Source organism: Dapis purpurea BLCC-M126, from assembly GCF_050015975.1.
Classification (GTDB): Bacteria; Cyanobacteriota; Cyanobacteriia; order Cyanobacteriales; family Microcoleaceae; genus Trichodesmium.
This window is the reverse complement of record NZ_JBNHER010000314.1, coordinates 57,115-73,144: the sequence shown is the minus strand read 5'-3', so window position 1 is coordinate 73,144 and position 16,030 is coordinate 57,115. Positions and strand designations below refer to the sequence as shown.

Below are 16,030 nucleotides of genomic sequence, written 5' to 3'. Positions count from 1 at the left end.
ACAAATGTAAAAGAAAAATATGAATAACGAAAGTTCTATTGGTCTAGCAGAGTTAATTCAACAAGTAAAACAGGAATTACTAACCCAAGCACCAGATAGTGAAACAGATATCCCGATTTTTGCTGTTGATTCTGTAGAATTGGAATTACAGGTGACGGTGAAAAAAGAAAGAAAAGAAGGAATTAAAATATATGTTTTGGAAATGGGAGGAGGTGGCAGTCGCGATGATGTCCAGAAGGTCAAGGTAAAATTATCTCCACTTTTGAATAAAGAGCAGCTTTTAGCAATTTATAAAAAGCGTTATCCAGAACATTTTAAAGATTTATTGATAAATAGTAGTGATGCCATACTTAAAGAAGTCCCACAACATCGAGGTGAGTCACAGTTTTAATAATAAAGAGCAAAGACTCAACATATTTTCCCCTGCTTTACTTATAGAAGAAAAATGGAATTATTTGAACTCTATCTATCCCCTATAGATGAAACGCGATTTACGGCAATTGTCAGTCAATCAACTGCTTCGGGAGACGGAGGAGATACCCCATCAGTTTTGCCAGACGAAGGCCATAGGAGAATAACTCTAATCAAAACAGTGGAATTTTCTCAGTTTAGCGTTGACAAGTTTCAAGATGACACTGAGTTAGATTGGATGGCTGCCGAGAACATTATTACAACTTCTCGCAATGCCTTTCATCCAGATTATTTAGCCCAAATTGGCCAGCTCTTATACAAAGCTCTATTTCCACCTGGAAGTCCTGTTGAAAAGCTACTTGGTCAGGCGATCGCCAGTGCCGAATCTCAAGGAAAGCCTTTGGTAGTTCGACTGAAATTTCCTGCTGATGGAGTGCAGCATTCTCGACTAGCTGATTATCCTTGGGAATTGCTCCATGATGGTCATAGATTTCTCTGTCATCACAGTGTCAAATTGTCTCGTTACATTGCTTATAAAGGGGTTGCACCAAAACTGCCTCCTGTGGAAAAGCTGAATATTTTGCTGGTGTCCTCAGAAGCTTTCAGTAAACAAATGGGTTTAAAACGTCTTTCTAGGCAAGAAAGAGAAGCGATTCGTCAGGGGGCTAAAAAAGCGGAGGAAGAGGGACATATTAGTTTGACAGAACTGGAGTTTGCCACATTAAAACATTTGAGGGATTATCTAACGGAACATAAAGGAGAAGATAGCCCCCATGTTATTCACTTTGACGGACATGGTGTTTTTGGTCAGAAATGTCAGCAATGTTCAACAATTCACAAAACCACAAAACGGCAGCAATGTCGAAATTGTCAGGCGCAGTTGTCCTCACCCCAGGGATATCTAGTATTTGAGGATGAGGATGGAGATCCTGATTATATTAGTGCCAAAGAATTGGGTACTCTGCTACAACAGTCTGCTTTGAGCGACGGTAGCAGTCAAACACAGGGGGTGGTGCTAGTAGTATTGAGTGCTTGTCAGTCGGGAATGGCAATAGCGGGAGAGTCGGTATTTAATGGTGCTGCTCAAAATCTCATCGCCCATCGGGTACCTGCGGTGGTGGCAATGCAATATTCTGTGAGGGTTGACAGCGCCACTAAGTTTGCCGAACAGTTTTATCGTTCCCTGGGGCAGAAAAATTCTCTGGCAATGGCGGTGAGTCAGGGCCGATCAGCGATGGGTGTGGACGGAAATCAGTGGTATCGTCCAGTTCTTTATTTGCGTTGGCAAGACAATGAGGGTGGTCAACTTTTTGTAAGCGAAAGTTTTCCCATAACGAAATTCCACGTTCCTAAGCTTAGTGGATCTTCTGTTTTTGTGAGACGCGATGAAGAGATAGAGAAAATAATAAAAGCACTATTAGAACTAGACCAAAGCAAAACTGTGATAGCTTTGTGGAGTCCACGTGGGTATGGTAAGACAACTTTAGCAAAACTAATTGCTTGGGAAGCATCTATTCAGCAACATTATAGTGGTGGTATTTATTGGATTGAAATTAAAAATGATTTAGATGCAAAGAAAGCACTTAAAAAATTGTATAGCTACTTAACCAATATTGAGAAAGATGTTGAGCCAGAGCATTTTCTTGATAAGTGGAACCAAAAGCCAACTTTAGTAATTTTAGATAATATAGAGGATGAAGAAGAATTAGATTTATTTCTCAGGAGCGTTGGAGAATCCAGTCAATTGTTAATAACGACTGAAAGACTTGATACATTTAAGAAATGTAATAATTTCAAGTTAATACAAATAAACCCTTTAAATCTAGAAGAATTAATTACTGTTTTAAAGTATCCTTTGAAAAAGGAAAAAAACTTTAACGATCTAAGAATCAAAGAATTAGCTGATTTACTGTATGATTGGCCTGTTTTGTTAAATTTAGCTTTGGAAAAAATTCAACAATTTGTACATCTGCCTGATTGTCCTACTTCTGAAGTTATTATAGATAATGTCATAGAAGAAATCAGAGAAATTAATTGGTCTGATCACAAAAGTCCAATTAATCAGAATATTAAGCAAAGTTTTAAGTATCTTACTGAAAAAGAAAAAGAATACTTTCACTCTTTATTTATCTTTTCAGCAGATTTAAATATTCCTTTTTCTGTTATCGCAATAATTTGGGATTTGCCATCTTCAACAGTTAAACATTTATGTCTTAAATTATACCAATCATCACTTTTAAGAGAGTTTAATATTAGTCGGAAAATTATTCAATTAAATAGTTTGCTTCAAAAATATTTTAGAAGTGTAAGCGATCCTAAATTTAAACAATTTCTTATCAATGTTAATAAGAAGTTTGTCGAATATTACGAAAAAAAATATGAGCTAAACTCACCAGATGATCTTCTAGATGATCTGGAAGATTATCTTCCCTTAGAAGAGAGGAACTTTCTTAGGCGAGTCTATAGATATCATTGGAAAAAAGCAAAAAAGTATAAATTATAGGCGTTGGTGATTTTGGCTATGATTGTACTTTAAGGGCGGGCGCATAACTATTAGCTGAAAAGCATTTTATCTTTGACATTAATTATGTTTCATACCTTTATTAGCCAACCTCAAAAAATAATCAAATCAAAATAAAAAAACTTTGGCAATTTTTAGATATATCTAATCAATAAGTGCTTAAACAAAATTAATTACCATTATTTATTTCCTATGATTTTTACAGCATCAACTTTTGAGCTTTAGAGTATGTGTAATTAATTTGGCATGACTACTTAATAATTCGGCTCTTCAGTAACTTCTATTATATATTTTATATCTTTAGTCAAATTATTATTTTCTTCTGTATCTCCTACCCAAACCTGATAAGTATCTGCTTCTATTTCATCAGTGTTTTGATAACTAAAATATATTAAATCGGATTCATCATTTTTTTCACAAATAATTTCTTCTTTTGTTACCGCTTTGATAAGAATCCCAGGATTTACTTTTTCTGGAGTAGCTTTGGCTTCTATTTTTACTTTTACTTTGATTATAGACTTATCAAAGTTATCTGTTAATGTTGCTATGTGATCTGGATCTCTACTAGGACGTATATTTGCTATGCCTCCCTTACAATTCTCTTGATAATCATATTCTGATTTTTCATCACCAAGATAACCAATTTCAGTTTTTCTATCAAAACCAGGACTAAGTGTAAAATCTGACTCTGGAGAAGAAATAACAACAACCGTAACTGTGACTAACACAGCACCAGCAGCAAGCATTTTTTGCATATTTTTCATAGTTCTAATTTACTTCATTTTTTATAAGTTACACCTATCAACCAAATCCATAGGAAAGGAATAAAAATTCCTAAGAATATATGAAACGCAAACCAAATTAGAGAATCCGATTGATTCCAACCATAAATTTTAAACCCTATATCACCCCGAGGAATAAAACTTAGAAGTATGTCTCCACAAAGGTTAACAGAAACTCCAACAAATAAACCAAATGCAATACTTCGTAGAGTATTTAGATGCCAACGATACTTTTTAGCTAAAATAGGTTTGTGTAATAAAGATGGTAGTATGCTAATTACCAGAATAGCTGTAGGGATAATTACTGAGCTAAAGAGCCAACTACGATGTTTTAGGAATTCCCAACCTACCCTTGGAAACCAATAATTAGACCAAATATATAAAGCAATATCCCAATCTGGTATTGCTTTATAAAAAATATCAAGAATTGAGTCAAAAAAACTAGGTAAAAACTGTAGAACAGGACTAAGGAAAAAAAAGCCACTTGCACCCCAAATAACCATAACTAAAAATAATAGGGGGTTAACAAATCGGAGTCCTTTTTCAGTATATCGTTCAGCATAACTCCAGAAAACTAAAGCAATTCCTAGAGCCAAAAATAAGTAACAAAAATCTTTAACAGTATCCAGATATGGGTAAAAGACATCCTGGAATTTGTTAATGGCCAGATATGACACCATCTTAAAATCTCTCAAGCTAGGCTAATTGATCATACTCTCTTTAATCTATGAAAGTGGTAATTCTGAAAAGTTTCTTAATAAAGTGGTAGTAGTCTCACAGAGTGAAAAGCAAGTTAAAAGGTAGTATAGTAATAATTTTATCTGCTTAATTGATGATGGCGTGCAAGTATTTAGTCATCCCACTCTGCCCTTAACACTTGTTGAAATTCAAGAGGATCTATCCGTTTTGGCAAAAAGCCAAAAAGGTCTAAAGCTTCCTCCTCCTCTTGCGAAACTTCCCTTACTAGGGGTAAAGATTGTACTACCACCAAAACTTCTACTAAACCCGGTTCTACAGTATCGGACAGGCTAATTTCAAGTTAGCGATCGCTCTCGACATAGACTACTTTCCGAATGGTTTCTATAATTTCTCTTGTGACAAAACACTAATTCTAAATTCAATAACAAAGGTAATAGGGAGAAAGGATTGATTTTTGGAGATTTCTATTCAACCTCCATAGCAAACGCTAAAGCTGCTTGAATGTCCTCTCACTTAAGTCGGGGATGCCCCTCCAACAATTGTTCTAGAGTCTCTTCTGCTGCCAGACTTTCGAGAATAAATTCCACAGTAATACAAGTTCCCGCGATCGCTGGTTTGCCTATCATTATTTTAGGGTTTGAGACTATATGTTGTCGCTATTTGTCCATCATTTTTCCCTACAGAAATTTGTATTCAATTATTGTAGCATAAGCGATCGCTTGATCTATTTGCCAGAAAACAGTAGCGATATAACTCCGTTCCACTGCGCTATAGCTACTGAGAGATTGCTTCAGAGGTTAGATTGCAGATGAAAAATCAAGGATTTTCTCTACCCCCTCACTGCGGAAAAGTTGAGAGATTGCTTTGAAAATCTACGATTAAAGCGATCGCTTCATTCCACTTTACCGAAATTCTCCGTAATCCTATAGTTGACGGTGTAACTCTTATTGCACGACAACGATACAAGCCCCTGTCAGTAGTGACTTGACATGGCTAAAATATTGTAATACTATCAATGATACTGATTAAGACAGTTGAGGAGTTTATGCATTTAATTGATTACATTATTGTCGGCATCTACTTGCTGGCGATAGTCTTGTTTGGCATATTTCTCCAGCGGAAAGCTTCGGCTGGCATAGACTCTTACTTTCTAGGCGATCGGAATATGCCTTGGTGGGTATTGGGGGCTTCCGGGATGGCTTCCAATACAGACATTGCGGGGACAATGTTGATAACGGCCTTAGTCTACGCTTTGGGAACGAAGGGATTTTTTCTGGAACTCCGGGGTAGCATTGCCTTAATTTTAGCAATGTTTATGATTTTTATGGGCAAATGGAATCGTCGCGCCCAAGTTATGACTTTAGCGGAATGGATGCATTTGCGTTTTGGAGTCGGACGGGAAGGAAATCTTGCCCGGATAGTTAGTGCCGTTGCTGCTATTATCTTGACCATTGGCAGGATTAGTTACTTTGCCATAGGTGGGGGCAAATTCTTAGGAGAATTTATCACTGTCGATGCCCGCCTAGCTTCAATTTTAATTATCTTCCTAGCATTGATATACACTGTCCTTAGCGGTTTTTATGGAGTAGTGTTAACAGACCTGTTTCAGGGAGTATTGATTTTTGTGGCTATCATCTATATCTGCACGATCGCCCTGCAACTTCCCCCTCTCCCGGAGACATTTGCCATCTCCATTCCAGGAACCGATCAATTACACGAGTGGAATTTTAGCGAGTGGAGTAGTATATTCCCCTCAATGTCGGTAGACTTACCAGGAGACTATGGGCGTTTCAACTTGTTCGGGGCTATCCTTTGCTTCTATCTGCTGAAGGTATTGATGGAAGGGTTTGGCGGTATTGGTGGCTATATGATGCAGCGCTATTTTGCTGCCAAAAGCGATCGGGAAGTGGGGTTAATGTCCCTGTGGTGGATATTCTTGCTTTCCTTTCGCTGGCCTTTGGTAACTGCCTTTGCGATCCTCGGCATCAATTACGGCATTACTAACCAAGTAATTCCCGACCCGGAACTGGTATTGCCAACAGTTATCGCTACCTACCTACCAGTGGGAATCAAAGGATTGATATTAGCTTGTTTTATTGCCGCCGGAATGTCTACTTTTGACTCCCTAATTAATGGTGGCGCTGCTTACTGGGTGAAAGATATTTATCAAGCTTATCTCAATCCGCAAGCTGACAACCGCAAACTGCTGGCTCAAAGTCGCTGGGCATCGGTTATTATAGTCATGGTGGGATTGCTATTTAGCTTCAGTATCTCCAATATTAATGAAATTTGGGGATGGTTGACCCTGGGATTGGGCACAGGTCTTGCGGTTCCTCTGCTGTTAAGATGGTATTGGTGGCGGTTTAATGGCTATGGATTTGCCACCGGTATCGCTGCTGGCATGGTAGCCGCAATTGTTACTAAGGCGATCGTCTTACCTTCCTTCCCAAATCTGCAACTTGCCGAATTTATCCAATTTTTAATTCCTAGTAGTTGTTCCTTGGCAGGATGCATCGCTGGCACCCTGTTAACTCCAGCAACGGAACGGTCAGTCCTGGAGAAATTCTATACTATCACCCGCCCCTTCGGTTTCTGGAAGCCGATCGCCGTTAATCTGCCCCGCAATCTCATGGTCAAAATCACATTAGAGAATCGGCGGGATTTGCTGGCGACTGCGATCGCGATTCCCTGGCAAATAGTTTTGTGCCTCACAGGAATCATGTTTATGATGAAACGTTGGGATAATTTCCAAATCCTATCCCTGCTACTACTTTTACTTTCTATCTGTTTGTACTTCGCCTGGTACAGACATCTAAAAAAGTTGAAAATTGAAAATTGAGAATTGTCCCATTTTCAATTTGCAAAGCGATCGGGATGAAAAAGAGCATTCGCTTTATGCTACTTTATCCCTACTTTGTGGTCTAGTAATCATAAAAAGCCCTGTAATACTACTATCAAGCAATTTTGTCACAAACAAAACAGTTAAAAGAGCGATCGCTATTGAGAGATTGCTTAGGGGGTTTAATCAGAGATGAACAAAATTAAGGATTTTTCCCACCTCCCTGGCAATGAAAATATTATATTTTGTGATTTGCTAATATTGCTATGGAAGCAATTTAGCATCTATGCGATCGCCACCAAAACAATTATTTTCCATGACATCCCCAACTTTGTCCGCTATAATAGTATCAACAGTCTCAAAGAATAAGGTAGATAAAATCTATGTCTCTGACAGTTGCAGACTTAGAAAAAATTCAAAAACAACTAACAGAAGCTCATCTGGACTACCGAACCGAATTAGTTGACGGCCAAATTATTATTATGGGATTATCAGACTACGTTTCCGAAGAAATTATCGCTCGAGTAATCACCTTTCTGAGTATGTGGATACTCCCCCGTAAATTGGGAAGAGTTACAGGTTCTTCTGCCGGATTTCGCCTACCAGACGGCAACTTGCGCGGGCCTGATGTTTCTTTTGTTCCCGCTCAAAAGATGCGTCAAGCTCCTCGTGCTTTTGCTAAAATTGTGCCGGATTTAACTATTGAAGTCAGGTCAGTATCAGATAATATTAAACCGTTAGTAGAAAAACTCCAAAAATTTATTGAATTGGGAAGCCAAGTAGGTATTTTAGTAGATCCCAAAAATTTTACCGTAACCGTATATCGCGCCGATGGCGAACCGATAATTTTAACAAATGAAGATACTTTGACTATCCCAGAATTATTACCTGGTTGGGAACTACCGATATCGGAAATTTGGCCACCAGTATTTGAGGAGGAAGAGTAATACCGTTTCACGGAAGTCAGAAGTTCGATTTTATAGACTCAAAACTTTGACAATACAATAGTTTCAGGCAATTATTTGACATTTAAAGTTTGAAACTATTTCTGACATCCTTAAATTGAATTGATATAAGTTGATAAACTTGAGCTACAAAGATATTGAGCGATCGCTCCTGAGAAATTGCCAAATGAGGACAATGAGATATCAAGTTAATTAGAGTCGCCGTCGATCGTTCTATGCTAATAATTGGGCAACCCGGATAGCAGAAGTAATTGCTCCTTCATGCAACCCATCTCCTAAGTAAGCTCCTGCATGATAAGTATTATTCTCTCCATTAGTAATAACAACTTCGTCTCGATATTCAAAAGCGTCAACGTTGTATAAAGGTGTTTGATGTTCCTGAATATGAATAATTTTCTTTGGAGCAAGCAAAGGATTTATGTTAAATGCCAAACTGTATTGCTCAGAGGATGAAATTCCGCAAAGTTGGTTGAGATAAGCATTATATCCCCAGCCGTTATCCGTTTGAAAAAAGTCAAATTCAGAAGATTTTTGAATCCCATAACGCTCATACATTGAGGTATCAAAATGGATAATTGTTTTGGCGTGGTTGGCCTTCCAGAGAGAAAAGCGTTTGATTTCTGCGTCAGTCGGATCGGATAATAACTGCCGTACCCGATCGGGTGGTGTCGCGAAAACTACCTTGTCAAATCTTTGTGTCACTCCATCCGACATCCGAATGTTCGCAGAATCAGCGGTTCGAGAAATTTCTTTAATTTCTGCATTGAGCCAAATCTTACCCCGAAAGCGTTGAAGAATTTTTTCGATATATGAATACACTCCGCCTTTAATTCGCACCCAACCCACAAAAATATAATCTCGGAGGGCAGGAATGGCTAATTCCGCAGGAAAATCGTCGATGGTCTCAAATGGCATTGAATAGCTATACATGGTCAGTAATTTCAGCCAACAATTACGAAGACACTGGCGCTTTAAGTGTTGAGACATCGGGTGATTATAAAAATCCTGCATTTTGGCAAAACGAGTTGTCACCCAAAATCCTGCCGAACGAGCATAAAGTGTATCAAGGCGCAGATATTCAAGCAGACGCTGAATACCTGTAAAATTTTTTTTGATCGTTTCTCCCGAAAGAAAATGGCGACCATCTTGAAGAAATAAAGCGGAACCAATCTTGACGGGTTCCAATTCCACTTCCAATTCTTTCATTAAATTGAGAAAGTTATGAAACTTAAGGGGAAATTCTAGAACACCGGATTCTAAAATTTGGTTGCAGTTAGATTGATTGGGTTGAATATTCTTATTCAGGGTGCGAATATGCCCCCCCAAAATATTTTCTTTTTCTAAAAGTGTAACCTGATGACCTTGTTTATCAAGTAAGTATGCTGTGACTAAACCACTTGCTCCGCCTCCAATAATTGCGATTTTCATATTTTTATTCACCCTTTAGTTTTTGGATAAAATTAAGTCTCCCGATAATCTTTGATACAAAATTGCTCCCGTCCAAAATGTAGGAGCAAATCCGGGATACCCAGAAGAAGCATTACAAAAATAGAAGTTTTTTAAAGAAGTGTGATGATTGAGCCTACCTATTCCCATATTATTAGGGGTTAAGCTAGAACCGTAAGAATTGCCTTCGGGACAACCACAAAAATACTCGTTTGTTGTGGGAGTGCCAGTAATTTTGAAAACCAGATGCTTTCTGAAGTTGGGAATATAATCTCGTTCCATTACATTCAGCATGGCATCTAAAATTTCTGTCTTTTTCTTTTGATAGGCTTTCTTATCTTGTTCTTTCAGTTGCTTAAAGTAACCATAATTAGCAACGGTCAAAAACTCAATAATCTGATATCCTTCCGGACAGTCTCGTTCCTCTTGGGTTAATAAAGTCGGAGTTGTAATTGCAAAAGAAGGGTTAGAAAAGTCGTGCTTTTCATACATTTGAGTAAAGGCTTCATTCAAATTGCGATGCTCGGTATGAAAGGTATTCCATTCTCCAAATCCATAGTCTCGCAGATCGATATCTTTGACTGCACAGTATGCCACAAAGTTTGAGGGCGAATAATCATAATTGAGCTTTTTCTGTAATGTTTTGGAGAATTTTTCCCACCCGATCGCCTGGGCAGCTTTTTTCGGGTCCATATTACAGATCATTGTTTCGGCGGTAAATTCCTGAGTTTGATTGTTCAGACGATTAATAGCTCGAAGACCACTCACTGTTTTATCTTTAAGAATAAAGTCAGTTACCTCATAATTATATAAAATCTCACCACCATTTTCTTCAATAACCTTGACCAAAGAATCGATAGCAAACTCAAAATGTTTGGCTGGGTAAAAAGCCCCTTTTTGATATCCGGTAAATAAAATTACCCAGGCATAAAAAGATAGTTGTTCTGGCGGCAATAAGAAATCCGGCCATTGTAAGGCTAAAAGAGTTTGCGCTGCTTGGGGAAGATTAAAGCGATCGAAAACATCCTGAAGGGTACTATGCAAATATTTTAAAGCACAGACAACTTCTCCAATATTTTGAAATAAGTCAGCAGGGTTGAGAGGGGGTGATAATATTTTCAACCCTTCACTGGTTTTTTCTACCTCTTCAACAAATTGACGCAAGCGAGGAGCATCAGCAGGAAATAAAGCCGCAAGACGCTGAATTAATTCCTCTGATTTTGAGGGAATATCTAGTGAATAACCAGGCATTCTCATGTGGTCGAATCCATTACGATCATAATGATTGAAAGTAACAACTCGATCTAAATTTAGCTTTTTGAGAACTCGATTAACACTGCCTCCTTCTCCACAGTCCCAAACGTAATGAAGTTGTGCATTAAATTTATATTTTTTCGCCATCGTAAAGGTATGACCAAAACCTCCAGGATGCTCATGGGCCTCTAATATTCGGACTTGCTTACCGGATTTTGCCATTAGCGCTCCAAATACTAAGGCGGATAAACCACTGCCTATGATCAGATAATCCGTTTTCATTTTACAAGTTTATAAAAATAGAGCTGTACATCTAACTATATAGTCAGGCTGTAACTTTCTCTATTCTAACTCTATAATTATGAAAATAGTGTTGAAAAATGTTAATTTGATCAGGTTAAAAGGAGCAGTTTTATAGCATTTTTAGTAACACATCTTAATACTAAATTGTATTGTTTAAAAGTCAGCAGATTGATATACTAGAGATGTTTTTCAAAGTTTATTTTTAGATCATTTCTTTATGAAACTTCACTTAATAAAATATAACTGAGTTGAGAAGTCGGGTTGATTTTTTTCTATCAAATATTTGTCGTATGTTCCTCATTAACCAGAAGAAGTCGGGTTAAACTACTCTGAATAAGACCTCATCTTTTTGGATAATTAGTTATAAAAAAGTTTTTGTTTGTACTTGCCCTTTAGCGCCAAACATCTATCAACACCTAGCACGGGGGCAAGATGCTCCCACTGCCGGCAAATGGCGGCTAACTTCTGAGGAAGAAATCTTCTCCTTCTAACAATGGGATATTTGTTAAAGTGGCAAATTGACCTCCACTACCAAATTCAGTTTCACTACCATTAGGGTTATAGAATAAATTACCATTCTCACTATTATAGACAATTATTGCATCAGCGGTTGCTGCTTCTTGGTCATTAGTAACAGTAGCAAACTCACTGGCAATGCTGAAACCTGTTCCTGATTCACTGTTGACAGCAGTAAAAGTTGTCAAGTCTAAGAGAATAATATCTCCCTGGGTTTGGGAAAAATCAGTAATTGTGTCTATACCTACATCCTCTCTCTGAAATTCCTCATTAGTGTTAAAGATAAAGCGGTCAATACTAGCACCTCCTGTAAGTTGCTCGTTACCTGCTCCACCATTTAAGCGATCGCAACCGATAGCTCCTTCTAGAGTATCGTCACTATCACTTCCTAACAAGATATCGTTACCAGGGCGACCTAGTGCCGCTACGCGGAAGTCAGAAGTCAGAAGTCAGAAGTATTGATTAGTAAGACTTTTAGGATTTTGTAACTGGTCAGTTATTTCCGCCATTCTGCACTAGCAACAGATCGTCGCCAGCACCACCAAATACTTGATCGCGACCACGACCACCATTAACAGTATCATCTCCATTACCGCCACTGACAGTATCATTACCAATACCACCAAGTAATGTGTCATCGCCACCATTACCTCGGAGTAAATCCCTACCTCTTCTGCCGTTGAGTTGGTTGTCATCTTCTCCACCGTTAATAATATTATCGCCATTACTACCATTGAGGGTTTCGTCTGGTGGTTGTGTAGGAGTTGGTGGTTCTGGTTTCTATAGAAAGTTGAATATCAACTTCTGTTGGTTCGCTGGAACTTTCTAAAAGATTCCCATCTGAGTCATATACCATAACCTGTGGAAACAAATTAAATGAATCAGGGCTACTTACATTCAAGGAAATTTTGTCTCCAGCAAGAGCTTCAAAAGTATAGGTGTCTACTTCTACAGAACTATCAATACTACCAGATATCAAACTACCAAATGTTAGTGGAGTAGAGTTTTCTGGATTAGTGAGATTCTGAAGAAATAAACTATATTGCCCTGTTCTGAAACCATCTCTATCTTTTACTATAACTGTGTATATTCCATCACCGTCTAATCTACCACTTAGTTCTAGTGTTCTATTAGAGCTACTTTGCTCCGTGAGAATAGAACCATCAGGCCGGAAAATAGTAATGGCTGGATCTGGTTCAAAATCTGTAGATAATCTTATATATCATCCCTCTCCAGAACGGCCATTGAAGGTATAGGTATCTTGCTCCCCCTCAAGGCTAATACTATCTTCTATTAAGTTACCAAAAGTAATGTTGCTCATAATAATCCCTGATTAAAATTTTCTGTAAAATTATAGATTATTTCTTATTGATTGATGAGTTAACTAATATTAGTTTAAAAGGTAAAATATAGCTATAAATAATATAAAATATAGCTATGAATGATATAGCCTATTTAGGTAAATCCTGAGAAAATTACTCTAGTTTAATGGTCTATAACACCTAGTACCTACTAAAGTAAAGTAATAACAGAAAAGGTAAAGTCTTACCTAAACGCCTGAAAATCAAAATCAAACATCTTAAATTAATTATGTCTGCAAAACAACTCACAGGTAACGAAATTCGCCAAAAGTTTCTCGACTTTTACGCACAACGGGAACACCCTATTTTACCCAGTGCATCCCTAGTTCCTGAAGACCCCACAGTATTACTGACTATTGCGGGAATGTTACCTTTTAAACCAATATTTCTTGGACAAGAACCCCGGAAATATCCCCGCGCGACCACTTCCCAAAAATGTATCCGTACCAACGATATCGAAAATGTTGGTCGCACTGCCAGACATCACACTTTTTTTGAGATGTTGGGCAATTTCAGTTTTGGCGACTATTTTAAACCAGAAGCGATCGCCTTCGCTTGGGAACTTTCCACAAAAATATTCGGTTTACCACCAGAGCGTTTAGTTGTCAGTGTCTTCCGAGAGGATGATGAAGCATTTGCAATTTGGCGCGACAAAATTGGTATTCCTGCACACCGCATTCAACGGATGGGAGAAGAAGATAATTTTTGGGCATCAGGTCCAACTGGTCCATGTGGTCCGTGTTCGGAAATTTATTATGATTTTCATCCAGAATTAGGGGATGAGAACATTGACTTGGAAGACGACAGCAGGTTTATCGAATTTTATAACCTGGTGTTTATGCAATATAACCGCGATGTAGAGGGAAATCTCACCCCACTAAAAAACAGAAATATTGATACTGGGATGGGGTTGGAAAGGATGGCGCAAATATTACAAAAAGTGCCGAATAATTATGAAACTGACCTGATTTTTCCCATCATTAAAACTGCTGCTGATATTGCTGGTATCGACTATAGCAAAAGTGATGATAAAACCAAAATTTCTCTGAAGGTTATTGGCGATCATGTGCGAGCAGTAGCTCATTTAATTGCTGATGGTGTCACTGCATCTAACGTTGGTAGGGGTTATATTTTACGACGGTTAATTCGCCGGGTTGTTCGTCATGGTCGTTTGATTGGCATTTCTGGGGAATTTACATCAAAAGTTGCTGAGACAGCGATCGCTCTTTCTGAGAATGTTTACCCAAATTTGCGGGAACGGGAAACTGCTATTAAAGCTGAGTTGGAAAGGGAAGAGTCTCGCTTCTTAGAAACATTGGAGCGGGGCGAAAAATTGTTGGCAGAAATTATGGCAAAACCAGAAACTCAGAAAAGCAAACAAATTTCTGGGGAAGATGCTTTCAAGTTGTATGACACTTATGGCTTCCCCCTAGAATTGACTCAGGAAATAGCAGAAGAAAATGGTTTAACTGTTGATGTCGATGGGTTTGAGTCAGAAATGGAGCAGGCGCGAATTCTTTCTCAGTTAGCACACGAAACTATTGACTTGACTGCTGAAGGTGGAGTGAAATTAGATGTTGACCAAACCGAATTTTTAGGATACACAGATTTGACTTCCCCAGCACAAATAATGGCATTAGTAGCTGATGGGGAACAGGTTGAGTCTGCTGAAACAGGTACTCAAGTGCAAATTGTACTCGACCAAACCCCTTTTTATGCTGAGTCTGGCGGTCAAATAGGCGATCGCGGTTTTCTGAGTGGGGATACTGTGGTAGTACGGATAGAAGACGTGCAGAAGCAGAATAATATTTTTGTACATTTCGGTCGTGTTGAGCGAGGTATCTTACAGTTAGGGATGACTGTGAATGCTCAAATAGATGCTGCTTGTCGGCGAAGAGCGCAGGCAAATCATACGGCGACTCATTTATTACAAGCTGCTTTGCGGTCTCTTGTAGACTCGTCAATTTCTCAAGCAGGTTCGTTGGTATCTTTTGACCGTTTGCGGTTTGATTTTAATTGTCCGCGAGGGTTGAAACCGGAGGAAGTTGAGCAAGTGGAAGCACAGGTGAATAGTTGGATAGCGGAAGCACATCCAGCAACAGTTGCAGAAATGCCGTTGGAAGTAGCAAAGGAAAAAGGAGCAGTTGCCATGTTTGGAGAAAAATATGCCGATGTGGTGCGGGTAGTTGACTATCCGGGAGTATCGATGGAATTATGTGGGGGAACTCATGTAAGTAATACGGCAGAAATTGGCGTGTTTAAAATTATTTCTGAAGCTGGTATTTCCTCTGGGGTGCGTCGTATTGAAGCAGTTGCAGGTTTAGCAGTTTTAGATTATTTGAACGTCCGGGATGCTGTAGTTAAAGAGTTGACCGATCGGTTTAAGATAAAACCGGAGGAATTATCAGAGCGGGTAAGTAACTTACAGCAGGAGTTGAAGGAGTCGCAGAAACAGTTGGAGGCGTTGAAAGGCGAGTTAGCAGTAGCGAAGTCCGATCAGTTATTAGGGGATGCTGAGACTGTGGGTGAGTTTCAGATATTGGTAGCAGAGATGCCTGGTGTTGATGCAGAAGCATTGAAAACTGCTGCGGAACGGTTACAACAAAAGTTGGGCGAGAGTTCTGTGGTATTGGGTTCTGGTACTGAGGGTAAAGTTAGTTTAGTTGCTGCTTTTAGTAAGTCCGTGAATGGTAAAGGTTTGCAAGCAGGGAAATTTATAGGAGGGATAGCGAAAATGTGTGGAGGAGGAGGCGGTGGCCGTCCGAACTTGGCGCAAGCAGGAGGTCGCGATCCGAGTAAGTTGAAAGAAGCGTTGGAGAGTGCGAGGGAGCAGTTAGTTGATGGGTTGAAGTAGGTTATAGTTTTTGAGGTGGGTTTTTTACCCACCTATATTTATTGATTAAAAGATGTTATTTTAGTATCAATACTTGAAT

General features: G+C 38.7%; 15 protein-coding genes. 6 read left to right on the top strand and 9 right to left on the bottom strand.

Annotated elements, in window-relative coordinates; genetic code table 11:
- Positions 1-19: 19 nt before the first annotated feature.
- The gene (locus tag ACP6PL_RS28725) at positions 20-391 is read left to right on the top strand and encodes a trypco2 family protein (RefSeq protein ID WP_426548761.1); all 372 of its coding nucleotides are present in this window, start codon (positions 20-22) and stop codon (positions 389-391) included.
- 54 nt (positions 392-445) lie between these two features.
- Complete coding sequence (locus ACP6PL_RS28720) at positions 446-2,914, top strand: CHAT domain-containing protein (RefSeq protein ID WP_426548760.1); 2,469 nt, start codon at positions 446-448, stop codon at positions 2,912-2,914.
- A 272-nt stretch (positions 2,915-3,186) separates the two neighbouring features.
- Here the strand turns inward: ACP6PL_RS28720 and ACP6PL_RS28715 are convergent, their stop codons facing one another.
- From ACP6PL_RS28715 to ACP6PL_RS28700, 4 genes are all read right to left on the bottom strand, one after another.
- A complete protein-coding gene (locus ACP6PL_RS28715) occupies positions 3,187-3,696 on the bottom strand; it encodes a hypothetical protein (RefSeq protein WP_426548759.1) in 510 nt (169 codons plus the stop codon).
- A 14-nt stretch (positions 3,697-3,710) separates the two neighbouring features.
- Positions 3,711-4,394 (bottom strand): hypothetical protein, encoded by a 684-nt coding sequence (locus ACP6PL_RS28710; protein ID WP_426548758.1) that lies wholly within the window; start codon positions 4,392-4,394, stop codon positions 3,711-3,713.
- 170 nt (positions 4,395-4,564) lie between these two features.
- Positions 4,565-4,702 carry a hypothetical protein gene (locus ACP6PL_RS28705; protein ID WP_426548757.1) on the bottom strand — a complete coding sequence of 46 codons (138 nt, stop codon included), beginning with the start codon at positions 4,700-4,702 and terminating at the stop codon, positions 4,565-4,567.
- A gap of 220 nt (positions 4,703-4,922) precedes the next feature.
- A complete protein-coding gene (locus ACP6PL_RS28700) occupies positions 4,923-5,060 on the bottom strand; it encodes a DUF433 domain-containing protein (RefSeq protein WP_426548822.1) in 138 nt (45 codons plus the stop codon).
- Positions 5,061-5,494: 434 nt separating this feature from the next.
- On the opposite strand from ACP6PL_RS28700, the gene ACP6PL_RS28695 reads away from it, so the two are divergent.
- The 3 genes from ACP6PL_RS28695 (at position 5,495) to ACP6PL_RS28685 (ending at position 8,199) form a co-directional block, all read left to right on the top strand.
- Positions 5,495-7,252 (top strand): sodium:solute symporter family transporter, encoded by a 1,758-nt coding sequence (locus ACP6PL_RS28695; RefSeq protein ID WP_426548756.1) that lies wholly within the window; start codon positions 5,495-5,497, stop codon positions 7,250-7,252.
- A gap of 192 nt (positions 7,253-7,444) precedes the next feature.
- Entirely contained in the window at positions 7,445-7,621 is a 177-nt protein-coding gene (locus tag ACP6PL_RS28690) for a hypothetical protein (protein ID WP_426548755.1), read from the top strand.
- 14 nt (positions 7,622-7,635) lie between these two features.
- Entirely contained in the window at positions 7,636-8,199 is a 564-nt protein-coding gene (locus tag ACP6PL_RS28685; protein WP_426548754.1) for a Uma2 family endonuclease, read from the top strand.
- A gap of 231 nt (positions 8,200-8,430) precedes the next feature.
- Here ACP6PL_RS28685 and ACP6PL_RS28680 read toward each other — a convergent pair whose 3' ends face one another.
- The 5 genes from ACP6PL_RS28680 to ACP6PL_RS28660 form a co-directional block, all read right to left on the bottom strand.
- Entirely contained in the window at positions 8,431-9,645 is a 1,215-nt protein-coding gene (locus ACP6PL_RS28680; RefSeq protein WP_426548753.1) for an FAD-dependent oxidoreductase, read from the bottom strand.
- Positions 9,646-9,660: 15 nt separating this feature from the next.
- The gene (locus tag ACP6PL_RS28675; protein WP_426548752.1) at positions 9,661-11,199 is read right to left on the bottom strand and encodes a phytoene desaturase family protein; all 1,539 of its coding nucleotides are present in this window, start codon (positions 11,197-11,199) and stop codon (positions 9,661-9,663) included.
- Between the two features lie 479 nt (positions 11,200-11,678).
- Entirely contained in the window at positions 11,679-12,182 is a 504-nt protein-coding gene (locus ACP6PL_RS28670) for a calcium-binding protein (RefSeq protein ID WP_426548821.1), read from the bottom strand.
- Positions 12,183-12,228: 46 nt separating this feature from the next.
- Entirely contained in the window at positions 12,229-12,447 is a 219-nt protein-coding gene (locus ACP6PL_RS28665) for a calcium-binding protein (protein ID WP_426548820.1), read from the bottom strand.
- Between the two features lie 16 nt (positions 12,448-12,463).
- The gene (locus ACP6PL_RS28660; protein WP_426548751.1) at positions 12,464-12,715 is read right to left on the bottom strand and encodes a hypothetical protein; all 252 of its coding nucleotides are present in this window, start codon (positions 12,713-12,715) and stop codon (positions 12,464-12,466) included.
- Positions 12,716-13,326: 611 nt separating this feature from the next.
- On the opposite strand from ACP6PL_RS28660, the gene alaS reads away from it, so the two are divergent.
- Positions 13,327-15,951, top strand: coding sequence for an alanine--tRNA ligase (gene alaS / locus ACP6PL_RS28655; protein ID WP_426548750.1), 2,625 nt, complete (start codon positions 13,327-13,329; stop codon positions 15,949-15,951).
- Positions 15,952-16,030 lie beyond the last annotated feature (79 nt).